General features: G+C 70.1%; 19 protein-coding genes. 9 read left to right on the top strand and 10 right to left on the bottom strand.

The window, feature by feature from the left end:
* Positions 1–84: 84 nt before the first annotated feature.
* The gene (locus DID98_RS10605; protein WP_124570658.1) at positions 85–936 is read left to right on the top strand and encodes a LysR substrate-binding domain-containing protein; all 852 of its coding nucleotides are present in this window, start codon (positions 85–87) and stop codon (positions 934–936) included.
* 134 nt (positions 937–1,070) lie between these two features.
* On the opposite strand, the gene adk is transcribed toward DID98_RS10605, so the two are convergent.
* The 4 genes from adk to lpxK all read right to left on the bottom strand — a co-directional run bounded on the left by adk (position 1,071) and on the right by lpxK (position 4,062).
* Positions 1,071–1,733: an adenylate kinase gene (adk, locus tag DID98_RS10600; RefSeq protein ID WP_044848575.1), complete on the bottom strand. Its 663-nt coding sequence runs from the start codon at positions 1,731–1,733 to the stop codon at positions 1,071–1,073.
* Between the two features lie 208 nt (positions 1,734–1,941).
* Positions 1,942–2,733, bottom strand: coding sequence for a 3-deoxy-manno-octulosonate cytidylyltransferase (gene kdsB / locus DID98_RS10595; protein ID WP_044848576.1), 792 nt, complete (start codon positions 2,731–2,733; stop codon positions 1,942–1,944).
* 116 nt (positions 2,734–2,849) lie between these two features.
* Positions 2,850–3,053 (bottom strand): Trm112 family protein, encoded by a 204-nt coding sequence (locus tag DID98_RS10590; RefSeq protein WP_006750935.1) that lies wholly within the window; start codon positions 3,051–3,053, stop codon positions 2,850–2,852.
* Positions 3,034–4,062 carry a tetraacyldisaccharide 4'-kinase gene (lpxK, locus tag DID98_RS10585; protein ID WP_124486973.1) on the bottom strand — a complete coding sequence of 343 codons (1,029 nt, stop codon included), beginning with the start codon at positions 4,060–4,062 and terminating at the stop codon, positions 3,034–3,036. The genes DID98_RS10590 and lpxK overlap by 20 nt, the downstream gene beginning before the upstream one ends.
* Before the next feature lie 450 nt (positions 4,063–4,512).
* Between lpxK and xseA the strand changes: the two genes are divergently transcribed.
* Together xseA and sodB are read left to right on the top strand one after the other, a co-directional pair.
* Entirely contained in the window at positions 4,513–5,895 is a 1,383-nt protein-coding gene (gene xseA / locus DID98_RS10580) for an exodeoxyribonuclease VII large subunit (RefSeq protein ID WP_124570657.1), read from the top strand.
* Between the two features lie 240 nt (positions 5,896–6,135).
* Complete coding sequence (sodB, locus tag DID98_RS10575) at positions 6,136–6,714, top strand: superoxide dismutase [Fe] (protein WP_124486975.1); 579 nt, start codon at positions 6,136–6,138, stop codon at positions 6,712–6,714.
* Positions 6,715–6,824: 110 nt separating this feature from the next.
* Here the strand turns inward: sodB and chrA are convergent, their stop codons facing one another.
* Positions 6,825–8,036, bottom strand: coding sequence for a chromate efflux transporter (gene chrA / locus DID98_RS10570; RefSeq protein ID WP_124570656.1), 1,212 nt, complete (start codon positions 8,034–8,036; stop codon positions 6,825–6,827).
* Between the two features lie 141 nt (positions 8,037–8,177).
* Positions 8,178–8,885 carry a Crp/Fnr family transcriptional regulator gene (locus DID98_RS10565; RefSeq protein ID WP_124570655.1) on the bottom strand — a complete coding sequence of 236 codons (708 nt, stop codon included), beginning with the start codon at positions 8,883–8,885 and terminating at the stop codon, positions 8,178–8,180.
* 81 nt (positions 8,886–8,966) lie between these two features.
* Between DID98_RS10565 and DID98_RS10560 the strand changes: the two genes are divergently transcribed.
* Both DID98_RS10560 and DID98_RS10550 read left to right on the top strand, forming a co-directional pair.
* Positions 8,967–9,491: a DUF962 domain-containing protein gene (locus DID98_RS10560; RefSeq protein WP_124486978.1), complete on the top strand. Its 525-nt coding sequence runs from the start codon at positions 8,967–8,969 to the stop codon at positions 9,489–9,491.
* Between the two features lie 240 nt (positions 9,492–9,731).
* Positions 9,732–10,346, top strand: coding sequence for a bifunctional 2-polyprenyl-6-hydroxyphenol methylase/3-demethylubiquinol 3-O-methyltransferase UbiG (locus DID98_RS10550; RefSeq protein WP_124486980.1), 615 nt, complete (start codon positions 9,732–9,734; stop codon positions 10,344–10,346).
* Positions 10,347–10,362: 16 nt separating this feature from the next.
* Here the strand turns inward: DID98_RS10550 and DID98_RS10545 are convergent, their stop codons facing one another.
* On the bottom strand, positions 10,363–11,637 hold the full coding sequence (locus tag DID98_RS10545) for an EAL domain-containing protein (protein ID WP_044845572.1): 1,275 nt from the start codon (positions 11,635–11,637) through the stop codon (positions 10,363–10,365).
* A 180-nt stretch (positions 11,638–11,817) separates the two neighbouring features.
* Positions 11,818–13,257 (bottom strand): multidrug transporter subunit MdtD, encoded by a 1,440-nt coding sequence (mdtD, locus tag DID98_RS10540; RefSeq protein ID WP_044845573.1) that lies wholly within the window; start codon positions 13,255–13,257, stop codon positions 11,818–11,820.
* 191 nt (positions 13,258–13,448) lie between these two features.
* Here mdtD and DID98_RS10530 point away from each other — a divergent pair, with 191 nt between their 5' ends.
* Positions 13,449–13,772, top strand: a complete 324-nt coding sequence (locus tag DID98_RS10530) for a DUF2917 domain-containing protein (RefSeq protein WP_044845574.1) — start codon at positions 13,449–13,451, stop codon at positions 13,770–13,772.
* Here DID98_RS10530 and DID98_RS10525 read toward each other — a convergent pair.
* Positions 13,745–14,977 (bottom strand): citrate/2-methylcitrate synthase, encoded by a 1,233-nt coding sequence (locus tag DID98_RS10525; protein WP_124486982.1) that lies wholly within the window; start codon positions 14,975–14,977, stop codon positions 13,745–13,747. The two genes, DID98_RS10530 and DID98_RS10525, sit on opposite strands and share 28 nt — an antisense overlap.
* Positions 14,978–15,116: 139 nt before the next feature.
* Between DID98_RS10525 and DID98_RS10520 the strand changes: the two genes are divergently transcribed.
* Positions 15,117–16,508, top strand: a complete 1,392-nt coding sequence (locus tag DID98_RS10520; protein WP_124570654.1) for a CoA transferase — start codon at positions 15,117–15,119, stop codon at positions 16,506–16,508.
* A gap of 37 nt (positions 16,509–16,545) precedes the next feature.
* On the opposite strand, the gene DID98_RS10515 is transcribed toward DID98_RS10520, so the two are convergent.
* A complete protein-coding gene (locus tag DID98_RS10515; protein WP_044845577.1) occupies positions 16,546–17,292 on the bottom strand; it encodes a GntR family transcriptional regulator in 747 nt (248 codons plus the stop codon).
* Between the two features lie 168 nt (positions 17,293–17,460).
* Here DID98_RS10515 and DID98_RS10510 point away from each other — a divergent pair, with 168 nt between their 5' ends.
* On the top strand, positions 17,461–18,306 hold the full coding sequence (locus DID98_RS10510; protein ID WP_124523007.1) for an aldo/keto reductase: 846 nt from the start codon (positions 17,461–17,463) through the stop codon (positions 18,304–18,306).
* A 36-nt stretch (positions 18,307–18,342) separates the two neighbouring features.
* Positions 18,343–18,645 (top strand): hypothetical protein (locus DID98_RS35780; protein ID WP_185640841.1); only part of this gene is annotated, 303 nt, incomplete at its 3' end.

The raw sequence follows: 18,645 nt of genomic DNA, 5'->3' as shown, positions 1-18,645 counted from the left end.
CATCAGAACATAGTTCGATTCGAAATATAAACGAAGTATCATCACGCTACTCAGTAGAATTCGCACTGTATTGCGGGACATCTCATGTTCGATACCGTTTTGCTGCGCTCCTTCGTGGCCGTCGTCCAGGAAGGCGGGTTCACGCATGCCGCGGCCCGTCTGAATCTGACGCAGTCCGCGGTCAGCGCGCATCTGCGCCGCCTGGAAAAACAGGTCGGCCGTGACCTGCTCGTGCGCACCACGCGCTCGGTCGCGCTCACGGTGGACGGCGAGCTGCTGCTGGGTTACGCGCGCGCCATCCTCGCGCTCAATCAGGACGCGCGGGCGCAACTGCTGCGCGAACCGAGCGCGGGCACGATCCGCGTGGGTCTGTCGGAAGACCTCGCCAACGTCAGGCTGATGCATGTGATGAAGGCGTTTGCCGGGCGGTACCCGCGCATCGCATTCAGCATCAGAGTCGGTATCCCGGGCGATCTGCTCCAGGCGCTGGATTACGGTGAACTGGATGTGGTGATGGGCGGGCGCTGCCACGGCGGGCCCGCCGGACGCGTGCTCTGGCGCGAGCCGCTCGTGTGGGCCGGTGCGGATTGGGCGTCGCTCACGCCTGGCGTACCGGTGCCGATTGCGCTGCTGCCGGAACCCTGCCCGTATCGCGAGGCCTCGCTGGCAGCACTGGCCCGAGCGGGCGTGGATTACCGGATCGTGCTCGTGTGCCCGAGCGGCGCCGGCCTGTGCGCCGCCGCGCACGCGGGCCTTGCGGTGACGCCGATCGTGCACACACAACTTGCGCACGGCTTGCGTGCGATTCCGCCGGATGCCGGCCTGCCGGCCCTGCCCGATGTCGAGTTCACGATGTTCGCGGCGCCGGGCGCGTCGGCCAGGGTTGTCGATGAACTGGGCAACGCAATCGTGCTGGCATTCGCGCACAACGGGTGACCACGTTCATCGCGGCGACAGCGTTGGGATTTGCGCGGCCAGAGGCACATGCATCGTCGCCGGTTCACGCAATTCCACGATGAACCAAAAAAAAGCCGCCCCGAAAGGGCGGCTTGCGGTGCACGACGCGGTGCTTACTTCAGTGCGTCGAACGCACGCTCGCGGATTTCGTCCACGCTGCCGAGGCCCGAGATCTTGCGATACTGCGGGGCCTTCAGGCCGTTTTCCTCGCCGCGCTGCGCCCAGTCGCCGTAGTACGTGATCAGCGGCTTGGTCTGCGCTTCGTACACTTCGAGACGCTTCAGGACGGTTTCTTCCTTGTCGTCGTCGCGCTGGATCAGCGGTTCGCCCGTCACGTCGTCCTTGCCCTCGACCTTCGGCGGGTTGAACTTCACGTGGTACGTGCGGCCCGATGCCGGGTGCGTGCGGCGGCCGCTCATGCGCTCGACGATCTCCGAGAACGGGACGTCGATTTCGAGCACGTAGTCGATCGCGACGCCGGCTTCCTTCATCGCGTCAGCCTGCGCGATCGTGCGCGGGAAGCCGTCGAACAGGTAGCCGTTCGCGCAGTCGGCTTCCTTCAGGCGCTCCTTCACGAGGCCGATGATCAGCGCGTCCGGCACGAGCTTGCCGGCGTCCATGTAGCCCTTCGCCTCGACGCCGAGCGGCGAGCCGGCCTTGACGGCCGCGCGCAGCATGTCGCCCGTCGAGATTTGCGGGATGCCGAACTTTTCCTTGATGAAGTTTGCCTGGGTACCCTTGCCCGCGCCGGGCGCACCCAACAGGATCAAACGCATGGTGATATCTCCGGTATGTAGATTCGTGTGGCGAGACGCAAAAGCGTCGGCGACAGCGTGCGCGGGGCTTGCCTTGCGCGCGGCGGACCGGTCTGATGCGGCGCGTCGGCGAAAGGCGACGCGCGGCTGCCGGGACGGGCCGTGGCAGGGTCAAGCTAGGACGCGCGGGTCGCGGACGGCTCGCACAATCGCCTGATTATGCCACGGGTTATTTTGAACCCGGCCGAAAAAGGGCCTGCACGCGTGCGAGATCGGCCGGCGTATCGATGCCGGCTTCGGGTGCATGCTCGGTGATCAGCACCGCGATGCGCTCGCCGTGCCACATCGCGCGCAGCTGTTCGAGCTGCTCGGCCTGCTCGATCGGCGCCTGCGCGAGCGACGGATAGGTGCGCAGGAAACGCGCGCGATAGGCGTAGAGTCCGATGTGGCGATAGACCGGAAAGGCCGGTGCGGGCATGGCCGCGACGTCGGGCCAGTGCGGCTGGTACGCATCGCGGCTCCACGGAATCGGCGCGCGCGAGAAGTACATCGCGACGTTGCGCGCGTCGAGCGCGACCTTCACGATGTTCGGATTGAACACGTCGGCCGCGTCGTGGATCGGGTGCGCGGCGGTCGCGATCGCGCAGTCCGGGTGCGCGGCGAGGTGCGACGCTACGTCGCGGACGAGCGCCGGGTCGATCAGCGGCTCGTCGCCCTGCACGTTGACGACGACGGTGTCGTCGCTCCACCCGAACGTCGCGGCGACTTCCGCGAGCCGGTCGGTGCCGGACGGATGGTCGGCACGCGTCAGCACCGCTTCGAAACCGTGCTCGCGGGCCGCGTCGAGCACGCTCTGCGCGTCGGACGCGACGAGCACCTGCTGCGCGCCCGCTTCGCGCGCGCGCTCGGCGACGCGCACGACCATCGGCTTGCCGCCGAGATCGGCGAGCGGCTTGTTCGGCAGGCGCGTCGACGCGAGCCGGGCAGGAATGACGGCGATGAAGGGCTGCGGATGAGTCATCGGGGCTGAGCGGTGAGAAGAGCGGGGCGGGCGGCGCGTCGAAGGCGGGCCGCCCGGCAGGGCCGGCACGCGGCCGCGAAGAAGCGCGGCCGGGCGCCGGTGCAGCGGTGCGGCGTTTAGCTGCCGGCCGGGCCGGCGGGGTCGACCGGCGTGCCTTCGACGGTCTGGCGCGCTTCGTCGACGAGCATCACGGGGATGCCGTCGCGGATCGGGTAGGCGAGCTTGTCCGCGTTGCAGATCAGCTCCTGCGCGGCGCGGTCATAGTGGAGCGGGCCTTTGCAGATAGGGCACACAAGGATTTCAAGCAGGCGAGCGTCCACGGAGTTTCTCCACAACGAGGGCAATGAGGCGAGGATCGAGCGCGGCTTCGACGGGGACGACCCACAGCCGAGCGTCGCGCCAGGAAGCGCCCAATTTTACTGCATCCTTCTCGGTGATCAGGATCGCATCGACCGCGTCGTCGACGAACGGATTGTCGGCGAACGCGTAATGGTCGGGCAGCGCGCGCGTCGCCGGCGCGAGGCCGGCCGCACGCAGCGTCGCGAAGAAGCGTTCCGGCGCGCCGATGCCGGCCGCGGCGAGCACGCGCTCGTGCGCGAACTGCGACAGCGGGCGGCGCAGCGCCGGCTGGTCGAGGTGCCACGCGGCGCCCGGCGTGAGCGCGAGCGCATAGGTGTCGGGCCACGGCGGCAGCGCGCCGCTGTACGGATCGTTGACGAGCGTTGCGTCGCGGTGGCGCGACAGCGGCTCGCGCAGCGGCCCGGCCGGCAGTAGGAAGCCGTTGCCGCCTAGCCGGTGGTCGAACACGACGAGCTCGACCGTGCGCGCGAGGCGGTAGTGCTGGAGGCCGTCGTCGCTGACGATCACGTCGACGTCCGGGTGCGCGGCGCGCAGCGCCTGCGCGGCCGCGACGCGGTCGGGGCACACCCATACGGGCGCGCCGGTGCGGCGCGCGATCAGCAGCGGTTCGTCGCCGGCCGCGCTCGCGCGCGACGCGGGCGTGACCGCGGTGGGCGCCTTCACGTTCGCGCCGTAGCCGCGCGACACGACGCCCGGCGTGAAGCCGGCAGCGCGCAGCGCGTCGACGAGCGCGATCACGGTCGGCGTCTTGCCGGTGCCGCCGACGGTTACGTTGCCGACCACGACGACGGGCACGCCGACGTCGACCGGTTGTTTCCAGCCCTGCGCGTAGGCCGTGCGGCGCAGGGCCGCGCACAGGCCGAACACGCACGCGAACGGCGTGAGCGCCCACGCGAGGGCGCCGCGTCGCTGCCATTCGCGCGTGAGGCGCGCTTCGAGCCGCGCGAGCGGGCCGCCGGGCGCGCTCATCGGGCCGGGCGCGGCGCGTCTTGCGCCGCGGCGTGGGACGGATTCGTCAAGACGGATTCTCCGTGGGGCGGCGCATGCCGCAAGGGGTTCGGAAGGCGGCACTCTAGCGCGCCGCACGCGGGCGCGGCAAGCGCGGCCGGGCGACGCACCCGATGGGGCCGGAACGGAGCGGGCTGTGGATAACTCTGTGAAAAACTCCCGGCCTGTCCGCGTGAAACGCCCGCCGGGCGGACATCGAATCGGCGGCAAATCAAACTGCAAGGTTTAAAAAACTATAAAAATCAATGCGTTGTGAGGAATCGTCTGGGTTTTTCCGCGGTTTTGAAGCGTTTTTGATGGACGATTGCCAGAGTGTGGACACCTTTCAAATGGTGCAGCGCGGGCGGCCGGCGCTGGACGTCGCGCGCGTGTCGGACTATCGTGTCGCCGCCAGCATTCATCCGACCGCCCATGCTTTCCGACTCTCCTTTTTCCGCTCCCGGCGCGACCCGCGGCGGCGACGAAGTGATTCCCGTTTCGGCGCTCAATCGCGCGATTTCGACGATGCTCGAGCGCTCGTTTCCGCTGCTGTGGATTTCGGGCGAAGTGTCGAATTTCACGCGCGCCGCGAGCGGCCACTGGTATTTCTCGATCAAGGACCAGCAGGCGCAGATGCGCTGCGTGATGTTCCGCGGTCGCGCGCAGTACGCGGAATTCACGCCGCGCGAAGGCGACCGGATCGAGGTGCGCGCGGTCGTCACGATGTACGAGCCGCGCGGCGAAGTGCAGCTCAACGTCGAGGCCGTGCGGCGTACCGGCCAGGGGCGCCTGTACGAGGCGTTCCTGCGGCTGAAGGCGCAGCTCGAGGCCGAAGGCCTGTTCGCGCCCGAGCGCAAGCGGCCGCTGCCGGCGCACCCGCGCGCGATCGGCATCGTCACGTCGCTGCAGGCCGCCGCGCTGCGCGACGTGCTGACCACGCTCGCGCGCCGCGCGCCGCACATCCCGGTGATCGTCTATCCGGCGCCCGTGCAGGGCGCGGGCTCGGCCGAGAAGCTCGTCGCGGCCGTGCAGGCGGCGAACGCGCGGCGCGAGGTCGACGTGCTGCTGGTCTGTCGCGGCGGCGGGTCGATCGAGGATCTGTGGTCGTTCAACGACGAAGCGCTCGCGCGTGTGATCGCGGCGAGCGAACTGCCGGTCGTCAGCGGCGTCGGCCACGAAACCGATTTCACGATCGCGGACTTCGCGGCCGACCTGCGCGCGCCGACGCCGACCGGCGCGGCCGAGCTCGCGAGTCCGCAGCGCGCGTTGCTGTTGCGCGAGGTGGCCGACCGGCAGCGCGCGCTTGCGCGCTGCCTGGAACGCGGGCTCGAGCAGCGCGCGCAGCAGCTCGACTGGCTCGCGCGCCGGCTCGTCAGCCCGGCCGAGCGGCTGCAGCGGCAGCGCACCCACGTCGAGCAACTGGCGGTGCGGCTCGCCTCGGCCGCGTCGCGGCCGGTGCGCGACGCGCGTGCGCGTTTCGCGCTCGCGCAATTGCGCTGGCAGCGCGCGCGGCCCGACCCGGCGCAGGCGCGTCAGGCACTCGCCGGGCTGTCGCAACGTCTCGCGGTGGCGCTGCAGCGCCGTCACGAGCGCGATACCGCGCGCGTGACGGCCTGCGCGGCGCGGCTCGAGGTGCTGAGCCCGCAGCGCACGCTCGAGCGCGGCTACGCGGCGCTGATCGACACGCAGACCGGCCGCGCGGTGCGCGCGCCGAATGCGCTGAAACCGCAGCGCCGCCTGACCGTGCATCTCGCCGAAGGCTCGGCCGACGTATCGCTCGCCGACGTGCAGCCGCGGCTGACCGATACGATCTGACGGCGGCGGCGTAAGCGGAACGAAGGTCGCGCGTCCTGCGCTCCGGATGGTCCGGCGCCCGGCGCGGGAACGGATGCTGCGCATCCGTCTTCTGGTCCTGCCGGATGAAGCGGGAACGCCGATTTTCTGCATACCGCGGATAAATGCCCGTGAGTTTGCGGGGATATTCGGACTCGCCTACAATCGGACGCTCGGCAGCATTCAACACAGCCTCCCTACATACTCAACGAAGGAATCGCCATGGCTCATACGCTCCCGCCGCTCCCGTACGCTGAAGACGCACTCGCGCCGACCATCTCGAAAGAGACGATCGAGTACCACTACGGCAAGCATCATCAGGCTTATGTGACGAACCTGAACAATCTGATCCCGGGCACGGAATTCGAAAACCTGTCGCTGGAAGAGATCGTGAAGAAGTCGTCGGGCGGCATCTTCAACAACGCCGCGCAAATCTGGAACCACACGTTCTTCTGGAACAGCCTGTCGCCGAACGGCGGCGGCGCACCGTCGGGCGCGCTGGGCGACGCGATCAACGCGAAGTGGGGTTCGTACGACGCGTTCAAGGAAGCGTTCTCGAAGGCCGCAGTCGGCACGTTCGGTTCGGGCTGGGCATGGCTCGTGAAGAAGGCTGACGGTTCGCTCGACATCGTGTCGACGAGCAACGCCGCCACGCCGCTGACGACGGCCGACAAGCCGCTGCTGACGATCGACGTGTGGGAACACGCGTATTACATCGACTACCGCAACGCACGTCCGAAGTTCGTCGAAGCGTTCTGGAACATCGTGAACTGGGACTTCGCAGCGAAGAACTTCGCGTAAGTCCATGCGTACTGCGCGCCGTTGCGGCGCGCGGCACCCGAAGAAAAGCCCTCGTCACGAGGGCTTTTTTGTTTTGGTCGGGCGGGAATCGATGCGTGGCACTTGCCGGATCAGGCGAGCGCCGTCGCCAACCAGCCGAGCGCCGCGCTCGCGATCACGACGGCCCACGGCGGCACCCGCCAGAACACGAGTGCGACGAACGCGACGAGCGCCGCCGCGAAGTCGCGCGGCGACACGATCGTCTCGCTCCACACCGGGTGATACAGCGCGGCGAGCAGCAGCCCGACCACAGCCGCGTTTACGCCCGCGAGCGCGGCCTGCATGCGTGTGCTGCGGCGCAGGCGTTCCCAGAACGGCGCGGTGCCCGCGACGAGCAGGAACGACGGCGCGAAGATCGACACGAGCGCGATCGTCCCGCCGAGCCAGCCGTTCGGCGCGTCGCGCAGCGACGCACCGAGGAACGCCGAGAACGTGAAGAGCGGCCCCGGCACGGCCTGCGCGACACCGTAGCCGGCGAGGAACGCCGAATCGCCGACCCAGCCCGGCGCGACGACGGCTGCCTGCAGCAGCGGCAGCACGACGTGCCCGCCGCCGAACACCAGCGCGCCGGTGCGAAAGAATGCGTCGGCCACCGCGACGGGGTGCGAATGCAGCGCGCCCGCCGCGAACGGCAACGCGACGAGCAATGCGGCGAACAGCACGAGCCACAGCGCACCCGCGCGATGCGACACGTGCAGCGGCAGCGGATCGTGCGCGCCGCGCTCGGGCTGCGGCAACAGTACCAAGCCGGCCGCGCCGGCCGCGACGATCACGGCCACCTGCAGCCATGCGGCCGGCACGAGCAGCGCGAGGCAGGCCGCGACCGCCATCAGCGTGGCGCGGCGCGCATCCGGGCACAGCGTGCGCGCCATGCCCCACACCGCCTGCGCGATCACCGCGACCGACACGATCCGCAACCCGTGCAGCGCGCCGCCCGCGACCGGCATGCCCGCAGCGTGCATGCCGAGTGCGAACAGCATCATCAGCAGCGCCGACGGCAGCGTGAAGCCGAGCCATGCGGCGAACATTCCCGCATAACCCGCGCGCGACAGGCCGATCGCCATCCCGACCTGGCTGCTCGCGGGCCCCGGCAGGAACTGGCACAGGCCGACGAGATCGGCATACGCGCGTTCGGTCAGCCAGCCGCGCCGCGTGACGAACGCGTCGCGGAAGTAGCCGAGATGCGCGACGGGCCCGCCGAACGACGTGAGGCCGAGCCGCAGGAACGCGACGAAGACAGGCCACGCGTGGCGGGAAGGGGCGGTAAGGGTGGACGTGTTCAAGCGCGTATGCGGGGAAAAGGACGAACGAGCCGCCACGATAGCGCGAAGCGATGACGGCGGGAATGCGGCGTTGCGGCGATCGCTCGATGGCGTCACGACGGGCGCGTCAGGACGGAGGCGGCGCGTCGTCAGTGCGTGCCGTCAGTGAGTGCCGTCAGGCAGCCCGCTCGCCCGGCGCAGCGCATCGACATCGACGAGTTCGATCTCGCCGACATGCAGCCGCACGACGCCGTCGGCCTGCAGCGCCTTCAGCAGCTGGTTGGTGGTCTGCCGTGTGAGCGACAGCATCGCCGCGAGCTTTTCCTGCGACAGCCGGATGCGCGTGCGGCCGGCGCTGATCCCGCCGTAGCCGTCGGCGATCATCAGCAGCCGTGCCGCAAGCCGCTGCGCGGCCGGCATCACGCTCATCGATTCGACGGTCAGGAAGCTCAGCCGGAGCTTTTGCGCCATCAGCAGCGCGAACTGCCGCCAGTATTGCGGCGTCGTGTCGAGAATCGCGAGCAGCGCGCGCTGGGGGACGTGCAGCAGCAGCGTGTCGTCGAGCGCGATCGCGTCGTGCGTGCGCGGCTGGCCGTCGAACAGCGCGATCTCGCCGAACCACGTGACGGGTTCGGCGACCGTCAGCAGCGCTTCCTTGCCCTGCGGATCGACCGCGCCTATGGTGAGGGCGCCGGCCAGCACCGCATACAGCCCGCATGGCGGGTCGCCGCGGCGGAACAGCGCGTGGCCGGCCGGCAGGTGCAGCAACGCGGCGCGGGCGAGCAGGTCGTCGCGCAACGCCGGCGGCAGCGCGGCGAACCAAGGGTGCGCTTCGATCTGCGGCAGGTACGGGGCGAGCGGCGAGGGCATGGGCACGCGATGTCGGGTAGCTGACAGAGGTTCCTGGGCGTGACGCGCATCATAGCGCCCAATGATCGTTCAGGAGACGCCATGAAGACGCTCGAAGACCACCTTTCCCAGTATGCGGCCTACCATCGCGACGCGCGCAACATCGCGACGCATCTGGTCGGCATTCCGATGATCGTGTTCGCGGTCGAGGTGCTGCTGTCGCGGCCGGCGCTCGGCACGCTGGCCGGTGTCGCGCTGTCGCCGGCGCTGCTGCTCGCGGTGGCGTTCGCGGTGTTCTACCTGCGCCTCGACCTGCGCTTCGGGGCGGTCATGACCGCGCTGTTCGCCCTCGGCCTGTGGGCCGCGCAGACGCTCGCGCTGCTGCAGACCGCGCAATGGCTCGGGATCGGCATCGGCGCGTTCGTGGTCGGCTGGATCGTACAGTTCGTCGGGCACTGGTTCGAGGGGCGCAAGCCCGCGTTCGTCGACGATCTGGTCGGGCTGATGGTCGGGCCGCTGTTCGTCGTCGCCGAAGTCGCGTTTTTCGCGGGCCTGCGCGGCGACGTGCGCCGCGAGGTCGAGCGGCGCGCGGGGCCCGTGCACGGCGGCGCGCATTCGCATGTCTGACGCGTCGGCCGCGCCGGCCTGCGGGTTCGGCGCGGACGCGGTCGGCTGCGCCCTCGGCGGCCGGTTCGCGGCGGCATCGCGGCCGGCCCTGGCGCGGCGATGCGCCGTGGGCCGAACTGACCGCGCCGGCGACCTGCGAGCGGCGCGGGGCCGCGCGTCGCCCGCCATCCCACGCGCGACGCGCAACGGCTAAGATGCGGGGTGCGTCGCACGACAGGACGCGTACGCGGAGCAATCGCCATGGTGGATCGCCCGACTCTCGATGCCTACGAAGCCCATGCCGCGCAATACGCGCAGGACTGGCTCGACCAGGCCGCCCCCGACGACATGTATGCACTGCTCGAGCAGTATTTCTCGCCCGGGCCGACGGCCGACGTCGGCTGCGGTGCGGGACGCGACGCCGCGTGGCTCGCTTCGCGCGGATTCGACGTGCGCGGCTACGATGCGAGCGCCGCGCTGCTCGCCGAGGCGCGCTTGCGCCACCCGTCGCTGACCTTCGAGCTGGCTGCGCTGCCGGCGCTCGCCGGCGTGCCGGCCGGCGCGTTTCGAAACGTGTTGTGCGAGACGGTCGTCATGCACCTCGAACAGGCGGATGCTGCAGCGGCGGCCGCGCGGCTGGCCGGGTTGCTGATGCCCGGCGGCACGTTGTACCTGAGCTGGCGGGTGGCCGGCAACGGCGCGCTGCGCGACGAGCGCGGCCGCTTGTATACGCCGCTCGATTCGGCGCGCATGCATGCGGCGCTCGGCGCCGGCATGCACGTGATCGACGAGCACGAGGTGGTCAGCGCGTCGTCCGGCAAGCGCGTGCACCGGCTGATCGCGCGCCGCGCCAACGCCCTCGACGGCGCCGCGTGAGCGCGGCCGCGCGAACTCATTCGCGGCTGAGTGCCGCTTCCCAGTTGATGTCGACGCACAGCACCTGCATGCCGGTCGCGGCCGGCGCGGCGATCGATGCGGTCACGCACAGGTGCGCTTCGTTGATCGACAGGTACGGCGGCGTCAGATGCACGCGGCCGGGCGCGCGCATCGCGTGGATGAAGTAGGGGCGGCGCTCCCAGCTCGCGCCTTCCGAATGCAGCAGCGGCCGGAAGCGCTTCGCCCGCTGCGAGACGCTGCCGCGCGCGAGCACGTTGTCGCCGATCTGGCGGCCCGATGCATCGAGCAGGAAGCAGCGCGCGGTTTCCGGCAACCCGAGCACGGCGCCGGCCGCGTCGATCAGCGATTCGCCCGCGACGAGCTTCCGGCTGGCTTCCTCCAGCGCGGCGACATACGGTGCGAGGCGTTCGGCCTGCGTGCGCTCGCGTTGCGCGACGCGCAGCCGCAACGCGGCCGACAGCGTATCCATGCAGCCTGCGGCGGCCTGCGGTTGCACGGGGTCGACGCTCGGCCCCGCGAAGTACTGTCCCTGCACGAAATCGACGTCGCATTCGAGCGCGATCATCGCGTCGCGCTCGGTCGAGAGCCCGCCCATCAGCACGAGCTGGCCGGATTCGTGCAGCAGCGACACGAGCCCGGGCAGTACGCGCTCGAGATGCGAGTGTTCGCTCGCCTGCGCGAGGATCCCGCGGTCGAGCGTGACGATGTCGGGGTGCAGGTGCCACACGCGGTCGATGTTCGAATGTTTCGCGCCGAAGCCGCCGAGCGCGATCAGGAAGCCGGCCTTGCGCAGCCCGTCGACGATCGCCGCATAGCGCGGCGTCTCGCCGCCCGCCTGCTCGGGCACCTCGAGCACCACGCGATGCGGCGGCAGGCCGAGCGCCTTCAGGTTCGCGAGCAGCGCGTCGCCATAGACGGTGTCCATCAGCGCCGCCGGGTGCAGGCTCAGGAAGAGCCATTCGTCGTGACTGTCGAACGCGTGGAAGTTGCCGAGATGCAGCGATTCGGCGAGCCGGCCGAGCTCGAGCAGGTCGCCGCGCCGCGCCGCCTGCGTGAACACCTCGTGCGACGCGACCTGGCGGCTGTCCTCGTCGTGCGCGCGCAGCGACGCGTGATAGCCGATCGCGCGGCGGTGTGACACCGAGAAAACGGGCTGGAACACGCTGAACACGGTGTATGCGCCGTACAGCACGGTGCGCCGCTTCCCGTCGTCGCCGGCGACGGGGCGGGGCGGCTGGAAGCCGGGTGGATCGATGTCGATCATGCTCATGATGTCGGCCGAAGGAAGACTGCCAGTTTACCTACAGAATAGGCGAGCAAGAAGCATGCACGGCATCGTGCCCCGTGCGGCGGGCCGTCGCGGCCGGCAGGGCGCGCGCGGTGCAGCCGTGCTGCACCGACATGGTGCGCGGCGCGCCGCCGTGGCGATTGTGGCGGCGCGCGCCGTGCGTCACGCGCGTTCGGACGGATCGGTCTTGTGCTGCGTGCCGCCGCGGATGTCGGGCGCGAGTTGCGCGAAGATCCACGCGGACGCGGCCGTGATGATCCCGACACAGATGAAGGTCGCATGGAACGCGGGCAGCGTGTTGCTCGGCGTCACCGTGCGCAGCATCCCGGTGAAGGTGGCCAGCAGCGCGCCCGCGACCGTGACGCCGAGGCTCATCGACAGCATCTGCACGAGCGAGAACAGGCTGTTGCCGCTGCTCGCGCCGCCGGTGCCGAGATCCTTCAGCGTCAGCGTGTTCATCGCGGTGAACTGCATCGAGTTGAAGCCGCCGAACAGCGCGAGATGGACGACCTTCACCCACACCGGCACCGTGTCGCGCATCAGCGCGAAGCTCGCCATCATCACCCCGACCATGATCGTGTTCGCGAGCAGCACCTTGCGGTAGCCGTGCTGCGTGATCAGGCGCGTGATGATCCGTTTCGAGAACATCCCGGCCGCCGCGACCGGCAGCATCATCAGCCCGGCCTCGAATGCCGAATAGCCCAGGCTCACCTGCAGCAGCAGCGGGATCAGGTACGGCATCGCGCCGCTGCCGATCCGTGCGAACAGGTTGCCGAGCAGGCCGACGCTGAACGTATGGATCTTGAACAGCTCGAGCGAGAAGATCGGCTGCGGCGCGCGCACCGCGTACAGCCCGTACGCGACGAAGCACGCGAGGCTCAGGATCAGCAGCACGAGCACGGCCGCATGCTGCATCCCGAGATCGGCGAGCCCGTCGAGCGACAGCGAGATCGCGACCATCCCGATCGTCAGCAGCAGATAGCCCTTCAGGTCGAAGCGGCCGACGGCCGGGTTGCGCGCGTCGGGCATCGAGTAGAAGGTCGCGACGCAGCCGGCGACGCCCACCGGCACGTTGATCAGGAAGATCCAGTGCCACGACGCGATCTTCACGAGCCAGCCGCCGAGCGTCGGCCCGATCAGCGGCCCGATCAGCCCGGGAACCGCGACGAACGACAGTGCGGGCAGGTAGCGTTCGGCCGGGAAGGTGCGCAGCACGGCCAGCCGCCCGACCGGCAGCAGCATCGCGCCGCCCACCCCCTGCACGACGCGGAACACGACGAGCTGCGACAGCGTATGCGCATTCGCGCACAGCAGCGAACCGAGCGAGAACACCAGGATCGCGCTGAAGAACACGCGCCGCGTGCCGAACGTGTCCGCGAGCCAGCCCGAGACGGGAATCATCACCGCCATCGTCAGCGAGTAGGCGATCACGACCGACTGCATCCGCAGCGGCGATTCACCGAGACTCACTGCCATCGACGGCAGCGCCGTGTTGACGATCGTCGCATCGAGCGTCTGCATGAAGAAGCCCGTCGCAACGAGCCAGAGCATTATGGTGAGGTTCTTTTCGCCGGGAGCGGCGGCGGGCGGACGTTGGAACATGGGGACGGACCGGTGGCGCGGGACAGCCGCCATTGTAGGCAAAGCCGCCGTGCCACGCAGGATCGGTCCGGACGCCTGTCCGGCGGCGGACCGATACAGTTCAGTCGAAAGTGTCTGCAGGCGTATCTGTCCGTGTGTCGCCACGGTCCGAAATACTGGCGTCATCGAACCCACGCGACCCGGAGGCGGCCATGCGCGAACTGCGACTCTACGAGATGGACGGCAACGAACCGGCCGGGCGGTGGCGAATCGTCGATCGCACCGCGTTGCAGGTCGCGGACGGCGGTCTGTGGGTGACGATCGAGGGCCGGCCCGACGATCACTGGTTGCATGCCGGCGAGACCCTGGCGCTGCTGCCCGGCATGCGCGTATGGATCAGCGCGGCGGCGGGCGGCGCGGTGTTCGCGTTCGGCCCGCAGGCGGCGCCGGCCGTGCAGGCCGCGCCGAGCGCGTGGCGGCGGCTCGCCGCATGGCGCGGCGGCCGCGCTCAGGCAGCCGCGTCGCTGCCGACGTAGCGCGCGCGGGGCCGGATGAGCTTGCCGTCAGCGTACTGCTCGAGTGCGTGCGCGATCCAGCCCGCGGTGCGGCCGGCCGCGAACAGCGTGAACGCGGCGCCGTCGGGCAGCGCAAGCGTGCGCTCCAGCACCGCGAGCGCGAAATCGATCGACGGCCGCAGGCCGGTCGCCGCCTCGACGCGCGCGGCGAGCGCGCGGGCCATGCGCAGCGGTGCCCGGGCGGGCAGCGTCGCGTGCAGTGCGTCGAGCAACGCGCGTGCGCGCGGATCGCCGTCGGGATAGAGCGGATGCGCGAAACCGGACAGCGCCGTGCGTGCGCCGTCCGCGCGTTCGTCGTGTGCGACGCGCAGCGCGAGGTAGCGGTCGAGGTCGGCGGCCCGCGCGGCTTCGTCGAGCAGGGCGCCCGCGCGGAACGTCTCGCCGCCGTGGCGTGGGCCCGACAGCGCCGCGAGCCCGCCCGCGATCGCACCGAACAGATGGGTGCCGGTCGACGCGATGCAGCGCACCGCAAAGGTCGACGGGTTCAGTTCGTGATCGGCGCACAGCACGAGTGCGCGGCGCAGCAGGTCGGCTTCGTCGCGCCGCCGGATCCGCCACGCGGCGGCGAGCTGTCGATGCACGGGCGCGTCGCCCGGTGCGATGCCGGCCAGCGCGGCCGTCGTCACGCGCAGCAGCAGCGTGGCCGCGTCGAACTGCGCGTCGCGCCCCTGCGCCCACAGGCGCGGCAGCGAGGCGGCCGCGGCGGGGAGCAGCACCAGCGTGCGCTCGAGCGGCGCGAGATGGGCCCAGCGGCGGGCCCAGTCTTCCCACTGGGCGGTGTCGAAACCGATCGACGCAAGGCCTGCCGCCGCGAGCCGCGCGGGCGGACAATCCCACAGGCGGGCCGCCGTTTCCTCGAGCGTCGCGTCGTTCGCGAGCGCAATCGCATCGGCGCCGCGATAGTGAAGGCGCCCGTCGGCGATTTGCGTGATCCGCGATTCGAGCACGGGCACGCCCCAGTCGAGCGAGCGTTCGGCGACGCCGCCCGCGCGTTTTGCATCGGCGCGGCGGCGCGCGAGCAGGCGCACCTCGTCCGCGTCGTAGCGGCGGCGCTTGCTCGCGCCGTCGGGCAGCGAGCGCAGCAGGCCGCGGCTCACATACGCGTAAAGGGTGCTCACGCTGACACCGAGGATGCCGGCGGCTTCCGGCGCGCTGAGGGACGTCATGCCGATCGCTCCTGTCGGGGCGCATGAAGCGCGGCCCGGCTACAACTATTCGTTATGCGTTGATTCGCGCAATCAAGATTGATCGCGCCTGTCGCGAATTCTAGACTCGAATGCGTCTCCTCCACGGCGCGCTTCCACCATGACCCCCGAACTCGCATTGACCCACTTGTGGCAACTGGCGCACGGCGAACCGCGCGCACTGGCCCGCGCGGCCGTGGCGGGGCAGGACCCGACGCTGCCGTCGGCATTCCACGTCGGCACGCTCGCCGCGGCGACGATCGCGGCGGCCGGGCTCGCGGCGGCCGAATGCCACCGGCTGCGCACGGGCGTCGCGCAGCGCGTCGACGTGTCGATGCGCGACGCGCTCGTCGCGTTTCGCAGCGAACGCTACCTGCGCGTGGACGACGGCCTGCCGCCCGAGCCGCGCCATCCGGTGACGGGCTTCTACGAAACGCGCGACGGGCGCTGGATCCAGCTGCATGCGAACTTTCCGCATCACCTGCACGGGATTCTCGACGTGCTCGGCAGCGGCCCGCAGCGCGATGACGTGGCCGCGGCGATCCGCACGTGGGACGGCGCGGCACTCGATACCGCGCTCGCCGAGGCCGGCCTGTGCGCGGCATTGATCAGAACCCCTGACGAATGGGCGGCGCACGACCAGGCACGGGCACTCGCGTCGCTGCCGCTGTTCGAGATCGAGCGGATCGGTGACGCGCCCGTCGAGGCGATCGGCCACGGCGCGCCCGACCAGCCGCTCGCGGGCGTGCGCGTGCTCGATCTCACGCGCATCATCGCGGGGCCGGTCGCGGGCCGCACGCTGGCATCGCACGGGGCACAGACGCTGCTCGTCAACGGCCCGCACCTGCCGAACATCGCGTCGCTCGTGATCGACAACGGGCGCGGCAAGCGCTCGACGTGGATCGACCTGCGCGAGGTGGGCGGTGTCGCCACGTTGCGCGCGCTCGCACGCGACGCCGACGTATTCCTGCAGGCCTATCGCCCCGGCGCGCTCGCGGCGCGCGGGTTTTCGCCGCAGGCGCTGGCGGAGCTGCGACCCGGCATCGTCTGCGTGTCGGTGTCCGCATACGGGCACGCGGGGCCGTGGTCGATGCGGCGTGGCTTCGACAGTCTCGTGCAGTCGGCGAGCGGTATCGCGTGGCACGAGCAGCACGCCGCGCACGCGGACGGCCCGCGCCATCTGCCATGCCAGGCGCTCGATCATGCGACGGGTTATCTCGCGGCGTTCGGCGCGATGATCGCGCTCGCGCGCCGTGCGACCCAAGGGGGGAGCTGGCACGTGCGGCTCTCGCTCGCGCAGACGGGGCGCTGGCTGCAATCGTTCGGCACGGTGCCGGACGGCCTGCGGGCGCCGGATTTCACGTTCGACGACGTGCGCGACCGGATCGACCGGAGCGCGTCGCCGTTCGGCACGATCGATGCCGTGCGTCCGGCCGAACGCCTGTCGGCGACACCGCCGCGCTTCTCGAGGCCGCCCGTGCCGCTCGGCACGGACGAAGCATGCTGGTTGTGAGCGCCGGCGGCGCCGTACGCGGTGAGTATTGCCGGCGTTACTTGCGCAGTTCGACGACGAAGTCGTAGTAGTCGTTGCGGCAGTAGGTATCGGTGAGTTCGATCGCGCGCTGGTCGGCCGTATAACCGATCCGCGTGATCAGCAGCAGCGCGTCGTGCGGCGCGATGCCCATCTGTTGCGCGATCTCGTCGGTCGCATTGACCGCGCGGAAATGCTGCAGTGCGCGCACGATCGGCGTGCCGCGCGCTTCGAGATAGCTGTACAGCGAACCGCCGATCGCCTGCGGATCGGGAATCAGCGTGGCGGGGAACGTCGAATTCTCGACGGCCATCACGATGCCGTCGGCGAGGCGCAGGCGTTTCAGCCGTGTAACGGAGGCGGCCGGCGACAGGCCGAGCTGGATCACTTCGTCGCGATTCGCGGGCTGGATTTCGCGCTCGAGCCATTGCGAACTCGGCTTGAAGCCGCGGCGCTCGAGCATCTCGCTGAAGCTCGACAGCCGCGACAGCGGATCCTCGTAGCGCGGCCGGATGAAGTTGCCGGCCCCTTGCGTGCGGCGGATCAGGCCCTGCTCGACGAGCAGCGCGATCGCCTTGCGCGCGGTAATGCGCGACACGCCGAGCGCTTCGGACAGCACGCGTTCGGACGGCAGCGCCTCGCCGGCCGCCCAGCGATTGTCGTGGATCGCGTCGCCGAGCTTGCGGGCGAGCTGCAGGTAGAGCGGCGTGTCGTTGTCGGGGTCGGGGCGCAGGTCCTGCCAGCGGTCGTCCGTGGGTGCCTTCATGGAATGGGTATCGATCAGGGTGCCGGCCATTCTAAGTCATCATGCGGTGCCGTTATAGCCGGTTTTTGCCGCGTAACAGGTGGACGCCGCACCGATTGACTACACTGATGCGTCGTATTTGATGCTTCGGCCGCGGGTGCGCGGCCACGAATCCGCAGCGAGGAGCACATGACAGACACGATCGCCACGGTCGTCCTGCCGGACGGTGAGACGATTCCGAAACTCGGCCTGGGCACCTGGGAAATGGGCGAGCGGCCCGCGCGCCGGGCGGACGAGATCGCCGCATTGCGCGAGGGGATCGATCTCGGGATGACGCTGGTCGATACCGCCGAGATGTACGGCGACGGTGCGACCGAGGCACTCGTCGGCGAGGCGCTCGCCGGCCTGCGCGACGACGTGTTCCTGGTCAGCAAGGTGTATCCGCATCATGCGAGCCGGCGCGGCGTCGTCGCCGCGTGCGACGCGAGCCTCAAGCGTCTGCGTACCGATCGTCTCGACCTGTACCTGCTGCACTGGCGTGGTTCGGTGCCGCTCGAGGAGACCGTCGAGGGGTTCGAGGCGCTGCGACGCGCGGGCAAGATCCGCCACTGGGGCGTCAGCAACTTCGATACGGCCGACATGGCCGAGCTCGTCGACGAGGCGGGCGGGGGCGCGTGCGCGACCAACCAGATTCTCTACAACATCGCGCGGCGCGGCCCGGAATTCGACCTGCTGCCGTGGCTCGCCGATCATCGGATGCCGGCGATGGCCTACAGCCCGGTCGATCACGGACGGCTGCCGAAGCGTTCTCCGCTCGATGAAATCGCGCGGCAGCGCGGTGTGTCGGTCACGCGCGTCGCACTCGCCTGGGTGCTTGCGCAGCCGGGCGTGTTCGCGATTCCGAAGACGTCGCGGATCGAGCACGTGCGCGACAATCGCGCCGCGCTCGATCTCGTGTTGAGCGATGACGAGCGCGCGCAACTCGACGGGTACTTCCGTCCGCCGCGCAGCAAGCGCGCGCTCGAAATGCTCTGACCGCGTCGGGGGCAGGCGATGCGTCGGTCAGTGGCCATGGCCACTGGACGATCCGCCGTTGCCGCCATTGCCGCCGGCACTGCCGCTTCCATTGCCATTGCCGACGCCGTTGGCGCCACCGTTGCCAGCGCCGCCGCTACCGTTGCCATTACCGTTGCCACCGCCGTTGCCGTGACCGCCGGTGCCATGGCCGCCGGTGCCATGGCCGCCGCCGCCGGAACCACCGCCGGAACCGCCACCGGAACCACCGCTGGAACCGCCACCGGAACCGCCACCGGAACCACCGCCGGAACCGCCACCGGAACCACCGCCGGAACCGCCGCCGCCACCGCCGCCGGC

This window comes from Burkholderia sp. Bp8984 (assembly GCF_003853755.1).
Taxonomy (GTDB): domain Bacteria; phylum Pseudomonadota; class Gammaproteobacteria; order Burkholderiales; family Burkholderiaceae; genus Burkholderia.
Note: the sequence above shows the minus strand (reverse complement) of the source record. Positions and strands in the feature narration are given on the sequence as shown.